This window comes from Klebsiella sp. CTHL.F3a (genome assembly GCF_019890895.1).
Lineage (GTDB): Bacteria > Pseudomonadota > Gammaproteobacteria > Enterobacterales > Enterobacteriaceae > Klebsiella > Klebsiella grimontii.
Window position 1 is genome coordinate 192,274 of the sequence record NZ_CP082360.1, and the last position, 24,852, is coordinate 217,125.

The 24,852-nt window shown below is 55.2% G+C and carries 21 protein-coding genes; 11 read left to right on the top strand and 10 right to left on the bottom strand.

Annotated elements, in window-relative coordinates; translation table 11 throughout:
* The first annotated feature begins 167 nt into the window (after positions 1 to 167).
* Together yiaJ and K7H21_RS00925 are read left to right on the top strand one after the other, a co-directional pair.
* The gene (yiaJ, locus tag K7H21_RS00920; protein ID WP_004126495.1) at positions 168 to 971 is read left to right on the top strand and encodes an IclR family transcriptional regulator YiaJ; all 804 of its coding nucleotides are present in this window, start codon (positions 168 to 170) and stop codon (positions 969 to 971) included.
* Between the two features lie 118 nt (positions 972 to 1,089).
* Positions 1,090 to 1,578 (top strand): 4Fe-4S binding protein, encoded by a 489-nt coding sequence (locus tag K7H21_RS00925; RefSeq protein WP_004126493.1) that lies wholly within the window; start codon positions 1,090 to 1,092, stop codon positions 1,576 to 1,578.
* Between the two features lie 150 nt (positions 1,579 to 1,728).
* Here the strand turns inward: K7H21_RS00925 and avtA are convergent, their stop codons facing one another.
* Together avtA and K7H21_RS00935 are read right to left on the bottom strand one after the other, a co-directional pair.
* Positions 1,729 to 2,985: a valine--pyruvate transaminase gene (gene avtA, locus K7H21_RS00930; protein WP_223035513.1), complete on the bottom strand. Its 1,257-nt coding sequence runs from the start codon at positions 2,983 to 2,985 to the stop codon at positions 1,729 to 1,731.
* Positions 2,986 to 3,159: 174 nt separating this feature from the next.
* A complete protein-coding gene (locus K7H21_RS00935) occupies positions 3,160 to 5,190 on the bottom strand; it encodes an alpha-amylase (RefSeq protein ID WP_004126487.1) in 2,031 nt (676 codons plus the stop codon).
* 315 nt (positions 5,191 to 5,505) lie between these two features.
* Between K7H21_RS00935 and K7H21_RS00940 the strand changes: the two genes are divergently transcribed.
* Entirely contained in the window at positions 5,506 to 6,333 is an 828-nt protein-coding gene (locus K7H21_RS00940; RefSeq protein ID WP_071988248.1) for a protein bax, read from the top strand.
* A gap of 60 nt (positions 6,334 to 6,393) precedes the next feature.
* On the opposite strand, the gene xylR is transcribed toward K7H21_RS00940, so the two are convergent.
* The 4 genes from xylR to xylF all read right to left on the bottom strand — a co-directional run bounded on the left by xylR (position 6,394) and on the right by xylF (position 11,452).
* The gene (gene xylR, locus K7H21_RS00945; RefSeq protein WP_004126484.1) at positions 6,394 to 7,572 is read right to left on the bottom strand and encodes a D-xylose utilization transcriptional activator XylR; all 1,179 of its coding nucleotides are present in this window, start codon (positions 7,570 to 7,572) and stop codon (positions 6,394 to 6,396) included.
* A gap of 122 nt (positions 7,573 to 7,694) precedes the next feature.
* Positions 7,695 to 8,876 carry a xylose ABC transporter permease XylH gene (gene xylH / locus K7H21_RS00950; protein WP_049113636.1) on the bottom strand — a complete coding sequence of 394 codons (1,182 nt, stop codon included), beginning with the start codon at positions 8,874 to 8,876 and terminating at the stop codon, positions 7,695 to 7,697.
* Positions 8,854 to 10,395, bottom strand: a complete 1,542-nt coding sequence (locus K7H21_RS00955) for a xylose ABC transporter ATP-binding protein (RefSeq protein ID WP_004126478.1) — start codon at positions 10,393 to 10,395, stop codon at positions 8,854 to 8,856. Before K7H21_RS00955 ends, xylH begins: the two co-directional genes overlap by 23 nt.
* A gap of 64 nt (positions 10,396 to 10,459) precedes the next feature.
* A complete protein-coding gene (xylF, locus tag K7H21_RS00960) occupies positions 10,460 to 11,452 on the bottom strand; it encodes a D-xylose ABC transporter substrate-binding protein (RefSeq protein WP_223035514.1) in 993 nt (330 codons plus the stop codon).
* A gap of 374 nt (positions 11,453 to 11,826) precedes the next feature.
* Here xylF and xylA point away from each other — a divergent pair, with 374 nt between their 5' ends.
* The 3 genes from xylA to yiaB all read left to right on the top strand — a co-directional run bounded on the left by xylA (position 11,827) and on the right by yiaB (position 15,227).
* Positions 11,827 to 13,149 (top strand): xylose isomerase, encoded by a 1,323-nt coding sequence (xylA, locus tag K7H21_RS00965; protein WP_223035515.1) that lies wholly within the window; start codon positions 11,827 to 11,829, stop codon positions 13,147 to 13,149.
* A gap of 75 nt (positions 13,150 to 13,224) precedes the next feature.
* Positions 13,225 to 14,679, top strand: coding sequence for a xylulokinase (xylB, locus tag K7H21_RS00970; RefSeq protein ID WP_004126469.1), 1,455 nt, complete (start codon positions 13,225 to 13,227; stop codon positions 14,677 to 14,679).
* 167 nt (positions 14,680 to 14,846) lie between these two features.
* Complete coding sequence (gene yiaB, locus K7H21_RS00975) at positions 14,847 to 15,227, top strand: inner membrane protein YiaB (protein ID WP_004126465.1); 381 nt, start codon at positions 14,847 to 14,849, stop codon at positions 15,225 to 15,227.
* Here the strand turns inward: yiaB and K7H21_RS00980 are convergent.
* Positions 15,224 to 16,219: an acyltransferase gene (locus K7H21_RS00980; protein ID WP_223035516.1), complete on the bottom strand. Its 996-nt coding sequence runs from the start codon at positions 16,217 to 16,219 to the stop codon at positions 15,224 to 15,226. The two genes, yiaB and K7H21_RS00980, sit on opposite strands and share 4 nt — an antisense overlap.
* A gap of 180 nt (positions 16,220 to 16,399) precedes the next feature.
* On the opposite strand from K7H21_RS00980, the gene K7H21_RS00985 reads away from it, so the two are divergent.
* From K7H21_RS00985 to K7H21_RS01005, 5 genes are all read left to right on the top strand, one after another.
* Positions 16,400 to 16,705 (top strand): YsaB family lipoprotein, encoded by a 306-nt coding sequence (locus K7H21_RS00985; RefSeq protein ID WP_004126460.1) that lies wholly within the window; start codon positions 16,400 to 16,402, stop codon positions 16,703 to 16,705.
* A gap of 127 nt (positions 16,706 to 16,832) precedes the next feature.
* Positions 16,833 to 17,744, top strand: coding sequence for a glycine--tRNA ligase subunit alpha (glyQ, locus tag K7H21_RS00990; RefSeq protein WP_004126458.1), 912 nt, complete (start codon positions 16,833 to 16,835; stop codon positions 17,742 to 17,744).
* A gap of 9 nt (positions 17,745 to 17,753) precedes the next feature.
* The gene (glyS, locus tag K7H21_RS00995; RefSeq protein ID WP_223035517.1) at positions 17,754 to 19,823 is read left to right on the top strand and encodes a glycine--tRNA ligase subunit beta; all 2,070 of its coding nucleotides are present in this window, start codon (positions 17,754 to 17,756) and stop codon (positions 19,821 to 19,823) included.
* A 328-nt stretch (positions 19,824 to 20,151) separates the two neighbouring features.
* Positions 20,152 to 20,304: a type I toxin-antitoxin system toxin HokA gene (hokA, locus tag K7H21_RS01000; RefSeq protein WP_139155932.1), complete on the top strand. Its 153-nt coding sequence runs from the start codon at positions 20,152 to 20,154 to the stop codon at positions 20,302 to 20,304.
* Between the two features lie 301 nt (positions 20,305 to 20,605).
* Positions 20,606 to 22,225 (top strand): ATP-binding cassette domain-containing protein, encoded by a 1,620-nt coding sequence (locus K7H21_RS01005; RefSeq protein ID WP_004126449.1) that lies wholly within the window; start codon positions 20,606 to 20,608, stop codon positions 22,223 to 22,225.
* Between the two features lie 98 nt (positions 22,226 to 22,323).
* Here K7H21_RS01005 and cspE read toward each other — a convergent pair whose 3' ends face one another.
* The 3 genes from cspE to K7H21_RS01020 form a co-directional block, all read right to left on the bottom strand.
* Positions 22,324 to 22,536 carry a transcription antiterminator/RNA stability regulator CspE gene (gene cspE, locus K7H21_RS01010; protein WP_004126446.1) on the bottom strand — a complete coding sequence of 71 codons (213 nt, stop codon included), beginning with the start codon at positions 22,534 to 22,536 and terminating at the stop codon, positions 22,324 to 22,326.
* Positions 22,537 to 22,797: 261 nt separating this feature from the next.
* Complete coding sequence (locus tag K7H21_RS01015) at positions 22,798 to 23,091, bottom strand: HTH-type transcriptional regulator (protein ID WP_004126445.1); 294 nt, start codon at positions 23,089 to 23,091, stop codon at positions 22,798 to 22,800.
* A gap of 236 nt (positions 23,092 to 23,327) precedes the next feature.
* A complete protein-coding gene (locus K7H21_RS01020) occupies positions 23,328 to 24,686 on the bottom strand; it encodes an MFS transporter (RefSeq protein WP_004126444.1) in 1,359 nt (452 codons plus the stop codon).
* Positions 24,687 to 24,852 lie beyond the last annotated feature (166 nt).

The following is a 24,852-nucleotide window of genomic DNA, read 5'->3' on the forward strand; positions in this document are numbered from 1 at the left end:
TGCGAAACCTGATTCCAAATATATAGATCAAAAATTAACAAGGCAACGATATGTAACTTTTTTAAAAATCATTAAAATCAAAATTTTATGCTTTTTATGTTGAGATCGTGAACTACAACACACTTTGAGCTACCATCTGAGTGCCAGGAAAAGGAGGGGTATTTCTGATGAACCTGAACGATGAAAAAGAGAAACCAGCAGGAAGTCAGAGCCTGTTTCGTGGCCTGACGTTGATAGAAATTTTGAGTAACTATCCGAACGGCTGCCCGTTGGCGCACCTGTCGGAATTGGCGGGATTGAACAAAAGTACCGTTCATCGCTTATTACAGGGGCTGCAGTCCTGCGGGTACGTGACGCCTGCCCCGGCGGCGGGGAGCTATCGTCTGACGACAAAATTTATCGCCGTTGGCCAAAAGGCTTTGTCGTCGCTGAATATTATCCACGTCGCGGCGCCGCATCTTGAGGCGCTCAATCTTGCCACCGGCGAGACGGTGAACTTCTCCAGCCGTGAAGATGACCACGCCATCCTGATTTATAAGCTGGAGCCGACCACCGGCATGCTGCGTACGCGCGCTTATATTGGTCAGCATATGCCGCTGTACTGTTCGGCGATGGGGAAGATCTACATGGCGTTTGGTCACCCTGATTATGTTGAGACTTATTGGGACACGCACCAGGACATCATCCAGCAGCTCACCCGTAATACCATCACCACGTTACCCGCCATGAATCTAGAGCTGGCGCAGATCCGCGAGCGAAACATGGCGATGGACAGGGAAGAGAACGAGCTGGGCGTATCGTGCCTGGCTGTTCCCGTTTTCGATATCCATGGGCGCGTGCCTTATGCCATTTCTATCTCTCTATCAACATCGCGCCTCAAGCAGGTGGGAGAGAAAAATTTACTCAAGCCGCTGCGCGATACGGCAGAGGCGATTTCCCGCGAACTGGGCTTTTCCGTGCGGGAAGGGTAAGGCAGATGACCAGATTATCCCGGGCATCTGAGAGAAAACGCCGCTGACTCCATTCAGGATCAAGGCGCGGAAGCGGTTTTTTCTGGCACTCTGCGTTTTTATCCCCAATGGAGCAAGGATGAACCGGTTTATTCTCGCGGATGCGCAAAAGTGCATCGGCTGCCGTACCTGTGAAGTCGCCTGCGTGGTGTCCCATCAGCAGGACCAGGACTGTTCTGGCGTCTCCGCCGCGCGCTTTGCGCCGCGGATCCGCGTGGTGAAAAATGATGAACTCTCGACGGCGACGCTGTGCCGCCAGTGCGAAGATGCGCCCTGCGCCAACGTCTGCCCCGAGGGCGCAATCCGCCGCGAAAACGCGGTCTGGCACGTGGATCAGCGCCGCTGTATCGGATGCAAAAGCTGTATGGTGGCGTGTCCCTATGGCGCGATGACCGTGATGCGGGTGGAGGAGGGCGTACAGGCGCTGAAGTGCGATTTATGCAGCCATCGCGAAGAAGGCCCGGCCTGCGTGGCGGCGTGCCCGACCCAGGCGCTGCGCTGCATGGAGCCGATGGAGCTGGAGAGAATAGCCGCTGAACGTCGCCAGCGGATGGCGCTGGCGATGTAGCGATGACGCCTTCTTACGGTGTGTTCCCGGAGGCGGCGCTTGCGCGCCTTGTCCGGGCTACCTGTCCGCAGATCGCTGGAAGCCTGTAGCCCGGCTGAGCGCAGCGCGAGCCGGGAATATATCTGGATTATTCAGGATTCTGGCGCCCGTTTACGCGCCCTGTTCACCCCATGCGCGTTCAACCTCTTCGGCGAGAATCTTCACGCCCGCTTCAATCTTCGCCGGGTCCGGCACGTAGTTCATGCGCATGCACTGATGCGTGTGCGGCCACGGCTTATCCAGGCCCGGGAAGAAGTAGTCGCCCGGCACCATCAGGACGCCGCGCTTTTTCAGGCGCTGGTACAGCAACTCGGTAGAAATCGGCAGATCCTTAAACCACAGCCAGAGGAATATCGCCCCTTCCGGCTTATGAATCAGGCAGCGATCTTCCGATAAATAGCGGCGAATAATGGCGATAGTCTCCAGCACGCGCTGGTAATAGAAAGGCTTAATCACCGTTTCTGACAGGCGCAGAAGATCGTTGCGCTTAATCATCTCGCACATCATAGCCGGCCCCATTCCACCGGGGGCGAGGCTGATAATGCCGTTCATATTGCTGATGGCGGTGATGATTTTTTCGTTTGCGATGATAATCCCGCAGCGGCTACCCGGCAGGCCCAGCTTGGAGAGGCTCATGCACAGCACGATATTCGGATTCCACAGCGGCCTGGCGTCGCTGAAAATAATCCCCGGGAACGGAACGCCGTAGGCGTTATCAATCACCAACGGGATGCCGTGCTGGTTGGCCAGCGCATCCAGCTTGATCAGCTCATCGTCGGTGATCACGTTACCCGTTGGGTTGGTGGGGCGGGAAACGCAGATCATTCCCGTCTCGTCCGTGACCTGCAAATGTTCGAAATCCACGTGGTATTTAAACTGGCCTTCCGGCAGCAGCTCAATATTCGGGCGAGTGGCGACAAACAGATCTTCTTCGAGGCCGGAATCGGCGTAGCCGATGTACTCGGGCGTTAACGGAAACAGCACTTTACGGGTGGTTCCATCCGCACGACGGCCTGCGAAGAGGTTAAACAAGTAGAAAAACGCGCTCTGACTGCCGTTTGTCAGTGCAATATTCTGTGGTTCGATCTCCCAACCCAGTTCATCACGCAGCATCTGCGCCAGCAGGGCCAGCAGCTCGCTTTTACCCTGCGGACCGTCATAATTACAAAGCGCATCAAGGGCTTTGCCGCTGTTCAGCATGTCGGCCAGCAGGCTATGGAAGTAATCATTCATTTCCGGAATCTGTGCGGGATTGCCGCCGCCCAGCATGATGGCGCCCGGCGTACGCAGGCCGTCATTGAGGTCTTCCATCAAGCGGGTGATGCCCGAATGACGGGTAAATTTGTCGCCAAAAAGTGAAAATGTCATCGCGATTAGTCTGTCGGTATTCCAGGAAAGTGGGTAACCATAACGCCAGTGCAGACAGGGTGCAAATCGAGGTATCAGGAAGATATTTTGTTTTTATGCTGTGAGAGAAAATATTTTTGGATGTTTATCCTGAAAAGGCTCCCCCGAACGCCAGGGGAGCCATGGGGCAGAAAGCTACTGCTGACCTGCCCATACCACCATCACTTTGTCATCGCCGTTCTCGCGAATAAAGCCGTAGCCTTTCGCCATCGATAGCGTGGTTTGTTTACCCATGCCAATCGCCGGGTGACGGGCGCGGAACTGGCCCAGTTTCTCCCAGTGGGTCACGCTGCGCGCGGCTTTGCCGTTGACGTCCTGCCAGTTCATATCTGAACGCGTCCCCTGAAGCGGATCGGAGCCGGTCGGACCGAACGGTCGTGAGGATTCATCGCCGTAGAAGATCTGCACTGCGCCAGGCGCGAGCAGCAGCAGTTCCGCCGCCGTGCTGCCGCCTTCTCGGAACAGGCTGGTATCGTGTGAGGAGAGGTAGCTTAATACATTGAAATCCTGAAGCTTCTCCGCCATATGTTGCCAGGTGAGGTCTATGTTCGCCAGGCAGCTTGTCGCTTTCGCCGCCTGATCCTGGTAATCAAAGTTCAGCATGGCGTCAAAGCCGTGGCGATAGTAGTCGCTCTGCATCACGCCGTGGCCCCAGGCTTCGCCGGTCATCCAGAACGGCGCGTTATCCAGCGCTTTGTCCGGATTGGCTTTTTTCCATTCCGCCAGCGCTTCAGTGGCCTGAGTTTTTAATTGCAGCCAGGCGGCCTGCTCGACGTGCTTGGCGGTATCGACGCGGAAGCCGTCGATACCGTAATCGCGCACCCATTGGCTCAGCCAGTGGGTCAGATAATCGCGCGGCGTATAGCCGGGGATCGCTTTGGCCGCGGTATCCGGCTTATGGCGATAGAAGTTCGGCAGGCCGGATGGCTCCGTGGATTCGGTTTTCAGATCCGGCAGGAAGGCCAGCGACATGGTCAGGTCGTCAAAGCCGGGGTTGTCGTAGTCGCCGATATCGGTGCGGATCCATTTTTTACCCCACCATTTCTCCCATCCGGCTTTGTCGCTGAAGTTGATGTAATCGTTAAAGCTGTGCCAGCTTTGGCCCGCGCGGGGCTTCCAGTCGGTCCAGCGCTCTCCGAAGGTCTTTTTCAGTTCATCTCCCTGGATGTACAGCGAGCCGAACTGAAACTCCTGCATATCGGCTAGGGTCGCGTAGCCGGTATGGTTCATCACCACGTCGAACAGAATGCGGATCCCGCGCTTGTGGGCTTCATCGACGAGGCGACGCAGATCGTCTTCCGTCCCCATATTAGCATCCAGCTTCGTCCAGTCCTGGATGTAATAGCCGTGATAGGCGTAGTGCGGGAAATCGCCTTTCGTACCGCCGCCGACCCAGCCGTGGATTTGTTCCAGCGGCGAGCTGATCCAAAGGGCGTTGACGCCGAGCTGCTGGAGGTAATCCAGTTTGCTGGTCAGGCCCTGCAGGTCGCCGCCGTGGAAGGTGCCAATTTCCTGCATGCCGTCTTTGTGGCGGCCATAGCTATTGTCGTTGGCCGGGTTGCCGTTGACAAAGCGATCGGTCAGGACGAAATAGACGGTGGCGTTATGCCAGTTGAACGGCGCGGCGGCTTCCGTTTCCGCGCGTTCAAGCAGCAGCAGACCATTGCTGTTGAATGCCGGCTGGAGGGTAATTTTACCGCCGCTGACGGTCGCGATATTGCCGCTGTAGAAATCGCGAACTTGACTGCCTTCGGCGAAGGATTTGCTGACGTCAATGGTGAGCGGCTTGCCATCCCATTTCGGACACTGTTTCATCTGCGGCGCGGCGGCGGCGGTCTGCTTCTCCTCCAGAGAGACCATCAGGGTTGGCGTACCTGAACGGGTATCGACTTCCAGTGTATAGCGGCCATCGCGGAATACGCGCCACTGCGGCGCCGGATCGCGGCAAGGCTCCATAGAGAGCATCTGGTTGAGCTTGATCGCGCCGGCAGGCTGCCAGCACTGTTGGTCAAACGTAATCCGCAGAGGGCGCGTACCCTTTGCTACCTCGTTTTGACTGATAAATCTGCCGGTGCCTTCTTCGGTAAAGGCGGGGAAATCTGCGGTAGTCCAGGCGGCGAAGGCCATCCCAGGCAACAGCAGCGACGCAAGCGCAGCGAGTTTCATTCCGGAGTCCTGTGTGCGGTTTTTTGTTCAGTTTGCGCGTCCGGCAGTCCCATGAACTCATCCCAGCGGCGCTTTTCCAGGGAGGATGGAAAAGGGTGAGTGATCGCGTTCAAAAAATGAGCAAAAAATGAGAAGGTAGTCGCATTTTTGTACTGTTGTCAGGATGCGGAAACCGATTTCAGATGACAGCTTTTCGGAATTGGACTATTTCTGTGGGTGCGTCATCTGGGTATTTTTGATACTATTCGCGATTCAACTATCGATTTTTTGTGAAAAACAAGGCGTTGGAATGATTGCATCCGACCAGGAGACCTAATGATATCGACTCCCATTCGACGATATGGGGCCGCGATACTCATGTTACTTACCTGCATATTTTCAGGTAGTGTGCTGGCAACAACACACACAGCAACAACGAGTCATAAAGCCCCAATCGTTAAGAAGCAAAGTACCGTTAAAGTAAGCAAGGTAAGCAGTAAACAAGAGTATTCTCGCAATAGTGTAAAGAGCAGTTCACTTCCTGATTTGCGAAAATACCCTTCCGGGACACCAAGGAAAAAAGCGTTTCTCCGGACGGTAATGCCTTATATTACGAAACAGAATCAGGTGATTACCGCCGATCGTAACTGGCTTGTTTCAAAGCAGTACGATGCGCGCTGGTCGCCAAGTGAGCGTACTCGACTGAAAGAGATCGCCTCTCGCTATAAAGTGAAGTGGTCCGGCAATACTCGCCATATTCCATGGAACTCGTTGCTTGAGCGCGTCGACATTATCCCGAATAGCATGGTTGCCACCATGGCAGCGGCGGAAAGCGGCTGGGGAACGTCAAAGCTGGCGCGGGTGAACAACAATCTGTTTGGTATGAAGTGTGGCGGTGGAAACTGCCGCGGCGCGGTGAAGGGCTACTCCCAATTTGATTCGGTGGAAGAGTCCGTTCAGGCCTATGTCCGAAATCTGAATACGCATCCGGCCTACTCGTCATTCCGTAAATCGCGTGCGCAGCTGCGTAAAGCCGATCAGGAAGTGACCGCCAGCACGATGATTCATAAGCTGAAGGGCTATTCGACCAAAGGGTCGAGCTATAACAACTATCTCTTCGCGATGTATCAGGATAACCAGCGGTTGATAGCCGCGCATATGTAATGGATTATCCATGACATTATTAATGCCCGGCGCGTAAGCCCGGGCATTTTTCTTTGCGCGCTACATCATCACTTCGCTGTGCCGGTCGCGGTACTCCTTCGGCGTCACGTCGTACTCTTTCTTAAACACCGAGTAGAAATACTGCAGCGAGGGATAGCCGCACATCTGTGAGATTTCGTTAATCGAAAGGGTGGTCGATACCAGCAGGCTGCGCGCTTTTTCCAGTTTTTCGCTGTGGATCACCGTATGAATGGTTTCGCCGACTTCCTCTTTGAAGCGCTTTTCCAGGTTCGAGCGGGAAATGCCCACGGCGTCCAGCACCTGCTCCACTTTTATCCCTTTACAGGCGTGGTTACGAATATAGTGCATCGCCTGGATAACCGAGGGGTCGGTGAGCGAACGGTAGTCGGTGGAGCGGCGTTCTACCACGCGCATCGGTGGGATAAGCTGACGCTGAAGCGGCAGCTCTTCATTCTCCAGCAGGCGATGCAGCAGCTTTGCCGCCTGGTAGCCCATCTGACGGGTGCCCTGCGCAACGGAGGAGAGCGCCACGCGCGACAAGTAGCGGGTCAGCTCTTCGTTATCTATGCCGATAACGCACAGCTTTTCCGGTACCGGAATATGCAGGCGCTCGCAGGCCTGTAATACGTGGCGGGCGCGGGCGTCGGTAACGGCGATGATGCCGGTTTGCGGCGGCAGGGTTTGCAGCCAGTCGGCGAGGCGGTTTTGCGCATGCTGCCAGTTTTCGGGCGCCGTCTCTAGACCCTGATAGACCACGCCGCGATATTTCTCTCTGGCGACCAGCTGGCAAAACGCGTGTTCGCGCTCGGCGGCCCAGCCCTTACAGCTGGAAGCGGGCAGGCCGTAAAAGGCGAAGCGGTTGATGCCTTTTTCTTTGAGGTGTAGAAAGGCGCTCTCGACCAGCGCGGCGTTGTCGGTGGCGATATAGTGAACCGGCGGATAGCATTCCGGCCGGTGAAAGGAGCCGCCAACGCCGACAATCGGCACATTGACGTCGATCAGCAGATTTTCAATTTCCGGATCGTCATAATCAGCAATGACGCCGTCGCCTAACCACTCCTTGATGTTTTCAATCCGCGCCCGAAAATCTTCCTCAATGAAGATATCCCATTCCAATTGCGATGCCTGAAGATACTCGCCAACGCCCTCAACGACCTGACGGTCATAGGCCTTGTTGGCGTTGAATAACAGCGTAATACGGTGACGCTTTTCAAACATAGTGTTGTTCCTGGTCTCTCTTGCAGGCCATACAATACCGGCCAATGCCCGGATTATTTCAAGTTACTTGTGCCTAAGTTTGGCTGTAGCGCAAATAATTCGGGCATTTTTTTTCACTGTCCTCAGTTCCGACGTTTAGTGGCTGAATCCATCCACACCGCGAGCAATAAAATGACCCCTTTGACGATGTACTGCCAGAAGGTGGCGACGTCCATCATGCTCATGCCGTTATCCAGCGCGGACATGATGAAAGCGCCCATGACTGCGCCCGCGACGCTGCCAATGCCGCCGGCCAGGCTGGTACCGCCGATCACGCAGGCGGCGATGGCGTCCAGTTCGGCGATGTTGCCGGCGGAAGGGGAACCGGCGCCCAGGCGCGAGCTGAGAATCAACCCGGCGATCGCCACCATCAGGCCGTTAATGGCGAACACCGCCAGCTTGGTGCGCTCCACGCTGATACCGGATAAACGCGCGGCCTCCAGGTTGCCGCCGATGGCGTAGATGCGGCGCCCAAACGCGGTACGGGTGGCCATAAACATGCCCGCCAGCAGCAGCGCGGCGAGGATCAGTACCGGCGTCGGGACGCCGCGATAGTCGTTTAACAACCAGATGGCGCCCAGCACGATAACGGCGGTGATCGTCTGACGGCCAACGGTTGAGGCGGAGGCGGGCGTGGAGAGGCCCAGAGCCTGGCGTCGCATACGGCCGCGCCACTGCCAGATAATAAATGCCGCCATACCCAGCACGCCGATGCCAAAGCCAATACCATCAGGTAGATAGCTCTGGCCGATTTGCGACATCGCCGGGCTGGTGGGAGAGACGGTGGTGCCGTTGGTGATGCCTATCAGAATACCGCGAAATGCCAGCATCCCGGCGAGCGTCACGATAAACGAGGGGACCTTACGATAGGCAACCCACCAACCGTTCCAGGCCCCCAGCAGCAGACCCAGGACGAGGGTAACCACAATTGTCAGCGGTAGCGGCCAACCGAGCCAGACGTCAAAGATTGCCGCCGCGCCGCCGAGCAGGCCCATCATTGAGCCCACGGAGAGGTCGATCTCGGCGGAAATAATCACAAACACCATGCCGACCGCGAGAATGCCGGTGATAGCGGTCTGGCGCAGCAGGTTGGAGATATTACGCGCGCTCAGATAAGCGCCTTCGGTAGTCCAGGTGAAAAACAGCATAATGGCCACGATGGCGGCGATCATCACGAATACCTGGAGGTTCATCCCCTTCAGCCCTGACAGCGCGCCGGCAGTAGGCGGGGTGAGTTTCATTTCAGACGACGTGTTCTTCGACATGGCGTTCGCTCCTCAGTGCGGCTTCCATTACCTGTTCCTGGGTCAGACCCTGGTTGATCAAATTAGCCTTCAGCTTACCCTCATGCATCACCAGCACCCGGTCGCTTAGGCCAAGCACTTCGGGCAGCTCGGATGAAATGACAATGACGGCGATCCCCTGCTGCACCAGCTGATTAATCAGCTTGTAGATTTCATACTTGGCGCCGATGTCGATGCCGCGGGTAGGCTCATCGAGTATCAGAATGCGCGGGTTCAGTAGCAGGCAGCGGGCGAGGATCGCCTTTTGCTGATTGCCGCCGCTCAGACGACCGATCGCCAGCTCCGGCGATGAGGTTTTGATCTTCAAACGCTGGATGGATTGCTGAATACAGTGCTGCTCTCCGGCATCGTCAAGACTGCTCAGCGGACCGGTAAACTGGTTTAACGCGGCGAGGGTGATGTTTTTACCCACCGCCATGACCGGCACAATACCGTCTTTCTTTCTGTCTTCCGGTACCATGGCGATGCCCTGGGCAATAGCCTGCTGGCAGCTGTGAATCGTCACCTGCTGGCCATCAATAAAGATTTTTCCTTGCCAGCGGCCCGGCCAGACGCCGAACAGGCACTGCACCGCTTCGGTACGGCCCGCGCCGACCAGCCCGGCGATCCCCAGAATTTCGCCGCGCCGTAGCGAGAAGGAGACGTCATTGACGCGCTTAATGTGGCGATTCACCGGGTGCCAGGCCGTCAGGTTCTCCACCCGCAGGATTTCCTCGCCGCAGCTGTGGGCTTCGCTCGGGTAGAGGGCGGTAAGCTCGCGGCCGACCATCATGGTGATAATGTCATCTTCGCTCATGCCGTCAGCGTTGCGGGTGCCAATATGCTGCCCATCGCGGATCACGCAGATGGTGTCGGAGATGGCTTTGACTTCATTGAGCTTGTGGGAAATGTAAATGCAGGCAATACCGTGATTTTGCAGATCGCGAATAATATTCAGCAGAATTGCCGTCTCTTGTTCCGTTAATGAGGCGGTGGGTTCGTCGAGAATTAACAACCGCACCTGCTTGTTCAGCGCTTTTGCTATTTCAACCAACTGCTGCTGACCAAGGCCTAAATCGCCGACGCGGGTGTCGGGTGATATGGCTAAATTGACCTGGGCCAGCAGCTTCTCGCAGCGCAAAGTCATGGTTTCATAATCCAGCAGACCGTGGCGGGAGATTTCCGCGCCGAGAAAAATATTCTCCAGAACGGTCAGATGTTTTACCAGCGCCAGCTCCTGATGAATGATGGCAATCCCTTTGCGCTCGGTATCGCGTATATGGCCCGGCCGCAACGTTTCCCCGGAAAAAATAATCTCTCCCTCATAGCTACCGTGCGGATATATTCCGCAAAGGACCTTCATGAGCGTGGACTTACCGGAGCCGTTTTCGCCGCACAGCGAGACCACTTCTCCGGCGTTAAGCCGCAGACTGACATTATCAATCGCCTTCACCGTACCGAAGGTTTTAGTAATGTTTTTCATTTCGAGTAACCAGGACATAGAGACTCCACATAAGCGATATCCGGCTGAATGGGGCAACGCCCCCGGGAGAGGGCGTCAGAGATTACAGCTCGCTTTTTTTGTGGAAACCGTCTTTGATCACCGTCTGATCAATGTTGTCTTTATTGACCTCAATGGGGGTCAGCAGCCGTGACGGGACATCTTTCAGCCCATTGTTGAGCGTGGAATCGGCCTGCGGCTGCTTGTCGTTGCCTAGTTCGACGGCGATTTCAGCCGCGGTGGTGGCAAGGGTGGTGATAGGTTTATAGACGGTCATCGTTTGGGTGCCGGCGATAATGCGCTTCACGCCGGCGAGGTCGGCATCCTGTCCTGATATGGCGACTTTGCCTGCGAGTCCCTGGGCGCTTAATGCCTGGATGGCGCCTCCAGCGGTGGCGTCGTTGGAGGCGACGACCGCATCAATTTTATTGTTGTTGGCGGTCAGGGCGTTTTCCATAATTTTCAACGCATTTTCCGGTAACCATCCGTCGACCCACTGATCGCCGACGATTTTAATTTTCCCTTCATCAACATAAGGCTTGAGGACTTTCATTTGTCCGGCACGGAAAAGCTTGGCGTTATTGTCCACCGGCGAGCCGCCCATCAAGAAATAGTTACCCTGAGGCACTTTATCGACCAGACTTTGCGCCTGCATTTCACCCACTTTTTCATTATTAAATGAAATATAAAAATCAATGTCGGCGTTATTGATAAGACGATCGTAGGCGAGAACTTTAATTCCCTCCTGTTTCGCCTCTTTTATGACATTGCTCAGCACCTGGCCGTTATAGGGAATAATCACCAGAACGTCGACGCCACGGTTGATCATATTTTCGATTTGCGACATTTGCGTTTCTTCGTTGCCATTGGCTGACTGGACGAATACTTTTGCACCTAATGATTCTGCTTTGTTGACAAAAATATCGCGATCTTTTTGCCAGCGTTCAAGACGCAAGTCGTCAATCGCCATGCCAATTTTAACTTCTTTAGCAATGCCCGACAGGCTGGTGAGGATGAGTGAAGCGCAGAGCGTTAGGCAAAGGTTCTTTATCTTCATAATAATAACACCTTTTTTGTAAAGTGCAGGATAAGACGAACGATAAAAATAAACGGCCTGATACGTAGCAGATTTTTAACGCGGAAAGGAACGCTGGCAATTATCTATGCTTATTTTGCCGTTATGAAATTTTGTTTATTTGTTAATTTATGACCGCGATCGTACTTTAATAATTAGTTCTCACCGTATTTCATTGATCTTTCGTGGCGGAAGCGGCGGAATGGGGCCGCTGACGTATTATTTTTGCGACCTGGCGCACGTTTGTGGATTCTCTCAATCACGGTGTGAAATAACGTAATTGAGGAAACTAAAAAGAGAATTCTATATTGGCTTATGACTTATTACTCGCCGCATCCCTGAATATGGAGTTCATTATGCAGACCTATTTTGACCAGCTCGATCGCGTTTGTTATGAAGGCCCGAAATCCGCTAACCCACTGGCTTTCCGTCATTACAACCCGGATGAGCTGGTGCTGGGCAAACGGATGGAAGACCATTTACGCTTTGCGGCCTGCTACTGGCACACCTTCTGCTGGAACGGTGCCGATATGTTCGGCGTGGGCTCCTTTAACCGCCCGTGGCAGCAGCCGGGTGAAGCAATGGAAATGGCGAAACGTAAAGCCGATGTCGCTTTTGAGTTTTTCCATAAACTGAACGTACCGTACTACTGCTTCCACGACGTCGACGTTTCTCCTGAAGGGGCATCGCTGAAAGAGTATGCCAATAACTTCGCACAAATGGTTGATGTGCTTGCGGAAAAACAGCAGCAAAGCGGCGTCAAGCTGCTGTGGGGCACGGCAAACTGCTTTACGAACCCGCGTTACGGCGCCGGTGCGGCAACCAATCCGGATCCGGAAGTGTTCAGCTGGGCGGCGACCCAGGTGGTGACCGCGATGGATGCGACCCACAAACTGGGCGGTGAAAACTACGTCCTGTGGGGCGGTCGCGAAGGCTATGAAACCCTGCTGAACACCGACCTGCGTCAGGAACGCGAGCAGATTGGCCGCTTCATGCAGCTGGTCGTGGAGCATAAACATAAAATCGGCTTCCAGGGTACGCTGCTGATTGAACCGAAACCGCAGGAGCCCACCAAGCATCAGTACGATTACGACGCGTCTACCGTCTACGGCTTCCTGAAACAGTTCGGCCTGGAAAAAGAGATCAAGCTGAATATCGAAGCGAACCACGCGACGCTGGCCGGCCACACGTTCCACCACGAAATTGCTACCGCCATCGCCCTCGGCCTGTTTGGTTCCGTTGACGCTAACCGCGGCGACCCGCAGCTGGGCTGGGATACTGACCAGTTCCCGAACAGCGTTGAAGAGAACGCGCTTGTGATGTACGAAATCCTTAAAGCGGGCGGCTTCACCACCGGCGGCCTGAACTTTGATGCTAAAGTGCGTCGTCAGAGCACCGACAAATACGACCTGTTCTACGGCCACATCGGTGCGATGGACACCATGGCGCTGGCGCTGAAAGTCGCTGCCCGTATGATTGAAGGCGGCGAGCTGGATAAACGCGTTGCCAAACGCTATGCCGGCTGGAACGGCGAGCTGGGTCAGCAGATCCTCAAAGGCCAGATGAACCTGGCGGACATCGCCCAGTATGCCACTCAGCATAACCTGGCGCCGCAGCACCAGAGCGGCCATCAGGAACTGCTTGAAAACGTGGTTAACCGCTACCTCTTTGATCGCTGATGATGGCGAAAATGCCCGGCGGGTCCGGGCATTGGTTTAACCGATGCTTTATTCCCGTTAGTAAGGAGAGGCTGTATGTATATCGGGATTGATCTCGGCACCTCGGGCGTTAAGGCCATTCTGCTCAACGAGCAGGGCGAGGTCGTGGCTTCGCACACCGAAAAGCTCAACGTGTCGCGTCCGCACCCTTTATGGTCTGAACAAGATCCTGAGCACTGGTGGCTGGCGACGGACCGCGCGATGAAAGCGTTGGGCGCGCAGCACTCTTTGCGCGCGGTTAAAGCGTTGGGCATTGCGGGTCAGATGCACGGCGCGACGCTGCTCGATAAGCAACAGCGCGTCTTGCGCCCGGCGATCTTGTGGAATGATGGCCGCTGCGGCGAGGAGTGTGCGCTGCTGGAGGAGGAAGTCAGCCGTTCGCGACAGATCACCGGTAATCTGATGATGCCGGGATTTACCGCGCCGAAGCTGTTGTGGGTGCAACGTCACGAGCCTGAGATTTTTAGGCAAGTCGATAAGGTTCTGCTGCCAAAAGATTATTTACGTTTGCGTATGACCGGTGAGTTTGCCAGCGATATGTCCGATGCCGCCGGAACGATGTGGATGGACGTGGCGCGCCGCGACTGGAGCGATGAAATGCTCGCCGCCTGTGGGTTGAGCCGCGATAACATGCCAGCGCTTTTCGAAGGATGCGAAGTGACGGGCTCGCTGCGTCCGGCCGTCGCGCAAGCGTGGAATATGCCGGAAGTATTGGTGGTGGCCGGCGGCGGCGACAACGCGGCGGGAGCGGTTGGCGTAGGTATGGCGGATGCGGGCCAGGCGATGCTGTCGCTGGGGACCTCGGGCGTCTACTTTGCCGTCAGCGACGGCTTTCTTAGCAAACCGGAAAGCGCCGTTCACAGCTTCTGCCACGCGTTGCCTGGACGCTGGCATCTGATGTCGGTCATGCTGAGCGCGGCTTCCTGCCTTGATTGGGCGGCGACATTAACTGGCCTGGGCACGGTTCCGGCGCTGATTGCGGCAGCGGAAGCGGCGAACGACGATGCCGATCCGGTCTGGTTCTTGCCTTATCTCTCGGGTGAACGCACGCCGCACAACAATCCGCAGGCGAAAGGCGTCTTTTTCGGCCTGACTCATCAACACGGTCCGGCGGAGCTGGCGCGGGCGGTGCTGGAGGGAGTCGGTTATGCTCTGGCGGACGGCATGGATGTGGTTCACGCCTGCGGCGTCAAACCGGAGAGCGTCACGCTGATTGGCGGCGGCGCGCGCAGCGCCTACTGGCGGCAAATGCTGGCGGATATAAGCGGCCAGCAGCTTGATTTCCGCACCGGCGGCGATGTCGGACCGGCGCTTGGCGCGGCGCGGCTGGCGCAGCTGGCGCTGCATCGAAATGTCGCGTTTTCCGATCTGCTCCCGCAGCTCCCGCTGGAACAGGCTCATCTTCCGGATGCCGAACGCTTTGCGCGTTACGCACCTCGTAGGGAAACTTTCCGCCAGATTTATCAGCAGCTTTTACCGCTGATGTCCTGAAACATTCGCCCCTTTCACGGGGCGAATTCATCTAATGAATATTTTTAAAATCATCTAGTTATCGAGTGTATTGATATATTCCGAATTTGTCGTTTCAGATGCGAAAAGTGCGGATAATCACGTTCTGGCAGTACACAATGGGGCCTGTCTTATGCCAGGGAGGCCTCATGAAAAATAATATTATTCCTAAGCTATTGATGTCCCTTGGGGCACTGGTTTATCTGCTGGGGATCTGGCGCACCTGTCCGTTATTTAGCGGCAAGGGCTATTTTCTCGGCGTTCTGGTGATGGGCATGTTCGCGATTTTAGCGCATCAACGTACGATGCAGGAGAAGGGGCCAGACGATGGCTTTGCTTCGCTGTGCCGCCTTGTGCTCCTGCTGTCGGTCGGTTTACTGATGGTCGGCGCCTGGTTCGTACCCGCCGGATGGAACGAGAAGATCATCTACGTGGCGGCCTGGTTTGTGTGCTTATACGGCGTTTCCGCGATGCCCCAGAAAGCGCTGGACGCACAGGCTGCGCAGAAAGATTCCTCAGAACGGCCTTAACTGACAAAGCGGCGGACATCAAACCGCTGAACCAGCATTGAGAGCAATAAACTTCCCAGCAGCGCAGCGCTGAATATCCAGACAATATCTAATAACGGCCAGCGGGACAGCGCCAGTCCGCTGGCGCGGAGCGCGTGGATAATCAACGCATGAAAACCGTAAATCCCTAATGAATGGCGTGCAACCAGCGCAATAAGAGGCAACTCACGCGTATTCAGCGTATTTTTTACCAGCGTCAGAAGCGCTATCGCGCAAACAAAAACCGCGGGACCGCAATATAAATACCAGGTATCGCCAAAGTCGCCGCGCCAGCGCAGTTCGTGCAGCGTACCGCGTGATATGACCCATACTCCCGCGATGAAAAGGCCAGCGCTGAGCGCAGTCAGCCATTTTTTATCGCTATTCATCATACCGATTGCCCGGCCTAACACGCCATACATCACATAGTAGAACGTATCCCCGTTGATATAGAGATTGATCGGCAGCCACTCGACTCCTCCCGCTTTCACCGCCACCATATTAGGATTCGCCAAAAGCCCGATGATCGCCATCAGCGCCAGCAGCATCTTGCCGCTAACCGGTTTGACCTGAACCAGCGGTGAAAGCAGGTAAATGACGACGATTGCGAAGAAAAACCACAGATGGTAGAACACCGGTTTTTGCAGCAAATTCTTCAGCGATAGCTCAACGTTGATGTGGGTAAACAGGGTGATATAGAGCAGCGACAGCGCGCTATAAAAGAGGATGCACAGCGCGATGCGCAAAAAGTGCCGGGGCTGGGCGCTGCGCTCGCCGAAAAACAGATAGCCTGAAATCATGAAAAATAGCGGCACGCTGACGCGAGACGCGGAGTTGAGGATATTGGCTACATCCCACGTCAGCAGACTGACGGTGTGCGGGTGCGTGATATACCAGGTGGTGCTATGAATCATGACGACCATCAGGCAGGCAATACCGCGCAAATGGGTAATCCAGTGTATTTTTTCCTGCATCAGTACCTCTGTTTCTCCTTCTCAGACAGGGTCTGACTGCCCTTATCCGCTTGTATCGCAGTGGAATAATCCGAGTTTTTCATCATAGACTTGTCGAGGTGTGGTCCAATTCGCACAATGAGCCGGTTATTTAACGTAACCTGCACGATAACAATTTACTAACAAGGCGGTCGAGAAAAAATGGTGATGAAATATGCGTTTTCTGGACTGCTGCTGTGCATGCTTGCGGGCTGTAGCGCAACGCCGCCTCAGCCAGCGCAGAAGGCGCAAAAAGCGCGGATAACGCCGCAGGCAACACTCAATATGGCGCAGCTGTGCAAGGATAATGCCGCCGTACGTTACAGTACAGGCGTGCGTCAGATTGACGTCAGCCATTTCGAACAGTTCCGGGGGAGCTACGAGCTTTCGGGCAAGACTGCGCGGAATGAACGCTTTATCTGTTCTTTTGACCCGGACGGGCAGTTTTTGCATCTTTCCATGCGCTAGATGCGCCCGCGATGGCGCTTATTTCCGCAATTTTCCCTAAACAATCCCGTTTCATACTGTATATCTCGCAGCCAGCGGGTATACTGGCTCCTTCCTTTAAATCCACACGTATCCAGCACGAAATCATATGCAAAAGTTTGATACCAGGACCTTCCAGGGCCTGATCCTGACCTTACAGGATTACTGGGCTCGCCAGGGCTGCACCATTGTTCAACCACTGGACATGGAAGTCGGCGCAGGCACTTCTCACCCAATGACCTGCTTACGCGCATTGGGCCCAGAGCCGATGGCAACCGCCTACGTGCAGCCTTCCCGCCGTCCGACCGATGGTCGCTACGGTGAAAACCCGAACCGTTTACAGCACTACTATCAGTTCCAGGTGGTGATAAAACCTTCTCCGGATAATATTCAGGAGCTGTACCTTGGGTCTCTGAAAGAGCTGGGTATGGATCCGACCATCCACGACATTCGCTTCGTTGAAGACAACTGGGAAAACCCGACGCTGGGTGCCTGGGGTCTGGGTTGGGAAGTGTGGCTGAATGGTATGGAAGTGACGCAGTTCACCTACTTCCAGCAGGTTGGCGGCCTGGAGTGCAAGCCGGTAACCGGCGAGATCACCTACGGTCTGGAGCGCCTGGCGATGTATATCCAGGGTGTTGACAGCGTTTACGATCTGGTCTGGAGCGATGGCCCGCTGGGTAAAACTACCTACGGCGACGTATTCCATCAGAACGAAGTGGAGCAATCCACCTATAACTTCGAATACGCCGACGTGGATTTCCTGTTCTCCTGCTTCGAGCAGTATGAGAAAGAAGCCCAGCAGCTGCTGGCGCTGGAAAACCCGCTACCGCTGCCTGCTTACGAACGCATTCTGAAAGCCGCCCATAGCTTTAACCTGCTGGACGCGCGTAAAGCCATCTCCGTCACCGAGCGTCAGCGCTATATTCTGCGCATTCGCACCCTGACCAAAGCAGTGGCTGAAGCTTACTATGCTTCCCGTGAAGCCCTTGGCTTCCCGATGTGCAACAAGAATAAATAAGAGGCGGCCATGTCTGAGAAAACTTTCCTGGTGGAAATCGGCACTGAAGAGCTGCCACCAAAAGCCCTGCGCAGCCTGGCTGAATCCTTTGCTGCGAACGTGACCGCGGAGCTGGATAACGCCGGCCTCGCGCACGGTAAAGTTGAATGGTTCGCCGCGCCGCGCCGTCTGGCGCTGAAAGTGGCGAATCTGGCGGCTGCGCAAGCAGACCGTGAAGTCGAAAAACGCGGTCCGGCGATTGCCCAGGCGTTTGACGCCGAAGGTAAACCGAGCAAAGCGGCTGAAGGCTGGGCGCGCGGCTGCGGTATTACCGTCGATCAGGCTGAACGTCTGGCGACCGATAAAGGCGAATGGCTGCTGTATCGTGCCCACGTGAAAGGCGAGAGCACCGAAGCGCTGCTGCCGAACATGATCGCTACCTCGCTGGCGAAGCTGCCGATCCCGAAACTGATGCGCTGGGGCGCGTCTGACGTGCACTTCGTGCGTCCGGTTCACACCGTGACCCTGCTGCTGGGCGACAAAGTGATCCCGGCAACGATTCTGGGCGTACAGTCCGACCGGATTATTCGCGGCCATCGCTTTATGGGCGAGGCGGAGTTCACCATCGATTCTGCCGATCAATACCCAGAAATCCTGCGTGAGCGCGGTAAAGTGATTGCGGATTACGCTGAGCGTAAAGCCAAAATCAAAGCCGATGCCGAAGAAGCGGCGCGCAAAATTGGCGGTAACGCCGATTTGAGCGAAAGCCTGCTGGAAGAAGTCACTTCCCTGGTGGAATGGCCGGTGGTATTGACCGCGAAGTTCGAAGAGAAATTCCTTGCAGTGCCTGCCGAAGCGCTGGTTTATACCATGAAGGGCGACCAGAAGTACTTCCCGGTTTACGACAACGCGGGCAAGCTGCTGCCAAACTTTATCTTCGTGGCCAACATCGAATCGAAAGATCCGACCCAGATTATTTCCGGTAACGAGAAAGTAGTTCGTCCGCGTCTTGCGGATGCGGAGTTCTTCTTCAATACCGACCGCAAAAAGCGTCTGGAAGACAATCTGCCGCGTCTGCAAACCGTACTGTTCCAGCAGCAACTGGGTACGCTGCGCGACAAGACCGATCGCATTCAGGCGCTGGCCGGCTGGATTGCCGGGCAGATTGGCGCAGACGTTAACCACGCGACCCGCGCGGGCCTGCTGTCCAAGTGCGATCTGATGACCAACATGGTCTTCGAATTTACCGATACTCAGGGCGTGATGGGGATGCACTACGCGCGCCATGATGGCGAAGCGGAAGATGTGGCGGTTGCCCTGAATGAGCAATATCAGCCGCGCTTTGCCGGTGACGCCCTGCCGTCAAATCCGGTTGCTTGCGCGCTGGCGATTGCCGACAAGATGGATACTCTCGCGGGTATCTTCGGGATTGGTCAGCGCCCTAAAGGCGACAAAGATCCGTTCGCGCTGCGCCGCGCTGCGCTGGGCGTGCTGCGTATCATTGTTGAGAAGGACCTCAATCTGGATCTGCAGACCCTCACCGAAGAAGCGGTGCGCCTGTACGGCGATAAGCTGACGAACGGCAACGTGGTCGATGATGTTATCGACTTCATGCTGGGACGCTTCCGCGCCTGGTATCAGGACGAAGGCTACACCGTCGATACCATTCAGGCGGTACTGGCGCGTCGTCCGACCCGTCCGGCAGACTTCGATGCGCGCATGAAGGCGGTTTCGCACTTCCGTACCCTCGAAGAGTCCTCCGCGCTGGCGGCGGCGAACAAGCGCGTTTCCAATATTCTGGCGAAATCGGACGTTACGCTGAACGATATCGTTCACGCCTCCGTGTTGAAAGAAGCGGCTGAAATCAAACTGGCAGGCAATTTAGTCGTGCTGCGCGATAAGCTGCAGCCGTACTTCGCCGAAGGGCGTTACCAGGATGCGCTGATCGAGCTGGCGTCCCTGCGCGAGCCGGTTGATGAATTCTTCGAGAACGTGATGGTCAACGCCGAAGACCAGAACGTGCGCGTGAACCGTTTGACGCTGTTGTCCAAACTGCGCGATCTGTTCCTGCAGGTAGCGGATATTTCCCTGTTGCAGTAAGCGTATCGCTAATAATAAAAAACCTGCCTCAGTGCAGGTTTTTTTTATGCGTATACTATAAATAAGCGAACCATTAATAATTCTCTGATCAATATTTTTGTTCAATATATAGATTCAAGAAAAATATTTTAGGAATATGCCAGCGCAGTCTGGTCAGATATTTGCGGTAGAATAGTTGTGGGTGTTTGAGACTGTTTGTCTCAGGCGTTCAGCAGGAGACAAATAGAGAAAAGCCCCACCTGATGATAAATCAAAGTGAGGCTCCCCTATGCATCAACACCATAAGAGTAGCCTCTTACCTGTTGGAAATCAACACCGGAGGCGAGGAATGCCGCAAAAGCATCTGTTGTTTGGCTTAATAGTGATTTGCTTCACTATTTTATTATTCACCTGGATGGTTCGTGATTCACTGTGTGAATTACAGGTCAGACAGGGGAATATCGAGCTGGTGACATTCTTAGCCTGTGAAATTAAACGGTAAGAGCATCTGGCGGGGAGCGATTCCCGCCAGACTTACGGCGTTAGGTATTTTCAATGCACCCTGTTTTTTTCATTAATTAATTATTTTGCCTCCTGATACAGGAGGCTTTTTTTTCGCAACCATCGTCTGTTGAAAAAACAGGCTTGAAAAGTATACCGCAGTATGGCTATCCTATGCTCCGACGAATCCCTCGTCTCACCGGAGAGCACGCGCCAAATGAACAAACACGACTGATGAATTTCGCTCCTTGCTTAGCGCTATTTGCGAGCAGGGGAAGTATTGATTTCATTCAGGAGTGCTTATGGCTCATTGTGCCCAATCCCCCTCTTTTCTTTTGCATCAGGTCACCTGTCAATTTGCGACGGGAGATACGCTTTTTGGTCCGCTGAATTTATCGCTGGAAGGCTCCCTCTGCGGGCTTGTCGGGCGCAATGGCGTCGGTAAAACCCGACTGTTGCGTTTACTGGCGGGCCTGGACTCGCCGTCGAGCGGCCATATCGAACGTATGGTTTCGGTAAGCTACGTTGCTCAGCAGCATGCGATGACTCCTGATACGACGCTGGCGGAGTGGCTAAGCTTCGAATTCGTTTTTTCTGCTCTGGCGCGTCTTGAGCGAGGCGAAGGGCGAGTTGACGATCTCGAACGTCTTGATGGCTTTTGGGATCTTCCGGATCGTTTGAATGCAGGCTTCCTGGCCGCTGGCTTAGGGGAATTTTCTCCCGGACGGCTCGCCTCTTCGTTGAGCGGCGGGCAAAGAGTGAAGGCGCAGCTCTGCGCAGCATTCTTGTCCGGCGCGGATTTTCTCCTGCTTGATGAACCCACCAACCATCTCGACAGACAAGGCCGGGCGTGGTTCTATCAGCAGCTTGAGCAATGGCGCGGCGGCGCGCTTATCGCCAGCCATGACCGCGAGCTGCTGGCCCAAACGCCGCGCATCCTCGAGCTGACGTCCGCAGCTTTGCGCAGCTACGGCGGTAACTATGCGGATTATCAGCAGCAGCGTGAGCTGGAGCAGCAGGCGGCTCGCGCCGCGCTGGAGCATGCCGTCATCGAACGGCGGCGTACTCGCGCAAGGATGCACAAAGAGCATGATGCCTGCCTGCGGCGCTCTGCGCAGACGTTGCGTACTATTGATACGCTAAATATCGCTTCATTCGAGCGGGTTGCTTACAAAGGCGCGGCGAAAGAGCGCCCCGGAACCCTTAAGCGCCAGCATCGTGAACAACGTAGCGCGCTTAACGATGCGGTGGTTCAGGCGCGGGAGCGGGTCGAGGAGGACAACCCGGTGATGTTTACTCTGCCCGGTAGCCAGGTCGCTGCGGGAAAACAGGTGCTGGAGCTGGAAGCGTTGCGGCTGGCGTATGCACCTATGGCGCCGCTGAACTGGCGCATGGATGGGCCGATGCGCGTGGCGCTGCGGGGCCCCAACGGCTGCGGTAAGACGACGTTGCTTAAAACGCTGCTGGGCCTGGAGTCGCCGCTTTCAGGACGCTGCCGCTTATCGGTAAACGCGGCGTATCTGGACCAGCATCTGACCCAGCTGGATCTGTCATTATCCGCAATGACGCACCTGAATCTCGGCGATACGCCTTTGGAAGAGGGCGTGCTGCGCAGCCAGCTGGCGCAGCTACAGCTGGGGGCGGACAAAGTCCATTTGCCGCTATCGGCCCTTAGCGGAGGAGAACGCCTGAAGGCGGCGCTGGCCTGCGTGCTCTGGCGGAGGGAAGCCACGCAGCTACTGTTGCTGGATGAGCCCACCAATCATCTCGACCTGGCGTCCACCCAGGCGATTGAAAAAGCGCTGGCGCAGTTTCCCGGCGCGATGCTGGTGGTATCGCATGATGACGCCTTTTTACAGGCGCTGAAGCTGACCCACTGCCTGGAATGGCGGGAAGATGGCTGGCGCTTTGAGCGGCGATAAATGCAAAACCGCCATCCCCGGGATGGCGGTTTCTTATCGCACAAATAAAAAAATCCCCGCCGTTTGGCAGGGACTTAAGAATTTTGAGCTTTTTAAGCTTACAGGCTGGTTACGTTGCCAGCTGCCGGGCCTTTAGCGCCGCTTTCGATGGTGAAGGAAACTTTCTGACCTTCGTCCAGAGATTTGTAGCCTTCGTTCTGGATAGCAGAGAAGTGTACGAACACGTCTTTAGAACCATCGTCAGGAGTGATGAAACCAAAACCTTTGTCAGCGTTGAACCATTTTACGATACCAGTCATTTTACCGGACATAGTGAATTACCTTTAAAAAAAATAAATGAGCCTTTCGGCGTTACGGTCTGGACTACAGATTTGAAGCGATAAAGGGAAAGTTCACTACCGGGGTATCAACGGATAACCTTTGAAGGACTGCTCTATTCGAATGCTCTGTGGTCTTTACATCAAACCTGCGAGCATTAACGCATGTTCACGTTGTGATAGCAAACTTTTTTTTCATTGGCATGAAAACGGTCCTTTATCAGGACCGCTAGCCGAAACCAAAAAACGCTAAAATTATGAGTCAATAAGCTGTCTTGAAAGCTGCGGATTCGCCTGTATCAGGCGCATCAGCTTAAGCTCCGTGGGAGAGGGCTTCACGCGTCTCGATTCCCACTCTTGTACCATTGCTACACTGACGCCCATGGCGCTGGCAAAATCATCTATTTTCAGCCCGGTGCCTTTGCGTAGCTGGTCAAATTCAATGCTTGCGGCGGGCTTACGCGTCAGCGAGGCCGCCTGTGCCTGATCTTTAAAAATAATTTGTTCAAGGTTGCTCAGCAGTTCAAATGCAGGATCTTTATATTCCATTGAGAACTCCTCTCTTTCATACGGCGGAGGGTGAATTATGTAGAGCCTCTTAAGAATAGTCGGAAAAAAAAGTCAGGAATGATTACCGTGGTAATTATTTATCACTTGAGGTTCTTTACGTCCGTTTCCAGCGGTATAACGTGCTGAAAAGTAATAGAGAGAGCCGTTAAGAAAATTATTGTAAACAGATAAGAAGAAAAGCGGAAAAGGCCAGCGCGCGCCCGCTGGCCGGTGTATTACGCCTTTTGCAGCTTCTTCACATCGCCTTGCGAAGCCGCGGGTTGCCGTTGGCCCAGCTTATATTTGACCAGCAGCGCAATGGCCGACAGGAAGGCCGGAATAGCCAGCAAGGAGAAAATCGTTTCGAAAGAGAGCTGGGCCTGCATCAGGAACGCGCCGCTAAAGGCGCCGAGGATACCGCCAAAGCGGCCAATCCCTAACATCCAGGCCACGCCGGTCGCACGTCCCTGTGTGGGATAGAAACCGGCGGCCAGCGCAGGCATTGATGATTGCGCGCCGTTCATAATGCTGCCGGCGATAAAGACCATTATCCCCATCAGCAGCAGGTTATGGGTCGAGAAACCAACCAGACAAACGAACACGCCGGTCAACAGCCAGCCCACGGCAACCACTTTGTTTGGGTTGAGCTTATCCATCAGCGCGCCGAGGATAAGCACGCCAATACCGCCGCCCAGCGGGAACAGCGCGGTGATAATAGAGGCCTGACTCATCGTCGCGCCGGTTTCGCGGATGAGCAGCGGCAGCCAGCTGGTCAGCAAATAGAAGATCAGCAGGCCCATAAAGTAGGTCAGGCAGAGCATGATGGTGCCGACGGCGTAGCGCGGAGAGAAAATCACGCCGATGGATGATTTCTCTTGTATCTGGCCCGCTTCGCGTAGCTCAAACTCAGCCTGCTCGGGAACCGGCGCGATGCGGCGCAGGATCGCGGCGATACGCTGGGCAGGTTGGCGTTTGACCACCATATAGCGCGCGGATTCCGGCAGAAGAAAGAGCAGCACTACCGCCAGCAGCAGCGGCATCACTCCGCCAAGCACCAGCACGCTTTGCCAGCCGTAGTGGGGGATCATCCAGGCGGAGAGGAAGCCGCCCAGCGAGGAGCCCATCGGAAAGCCGACGAACATCAGGTTGACCATCAGCGCCCTACGCCGCTCGGGGGCGTATTCGCTCATCAGCGTCGCGGCGTTCGGCATGGCGGCGCCCAGCCCAAGGCCGGTGAGAAAACGCAGTAGCGTCAGTTGGTTAAGGCTGGTAGCAAAGGCGGTCAGCAGACTGAAGCCGCCGAAAACCACGATGGACATAATCAGAACTTTTTTCCGCCCAACGCGGTCGGCGAGCGGTCCGGCGGTCAGCGCGCCGACGGCAAGCCCGACTAAGGCGGCGCTCATCACCGGGCCTAACGCCGATTTTTCGACGCCCCATTCCTGCACCAGGTCAGAGGCGATAAAGCCGATTATCGCGGTATCGAATCCGTCCATCGCGACGGTGATAAAACATAAGGCCAGAATCATCCACTGGTATTTCGTGAAGGGATGTTCATTGATAAAAGCCTGAATATCGATGGTTGTGTTCTTCATGCGGCATTCCTGGCAGGCAGAGGGGGGGACAGAGATATACCCGTCATACTTCAAGTTGCCTGTGCGTTGGCTTCGCTCGTTCACCCTAGTCACTTACACCAGTAAGCTCCTGGGGACTCCCTCACTTGCCGCGTCACTCGGCCTAAGGCCTCGCCCCTTACGGGGC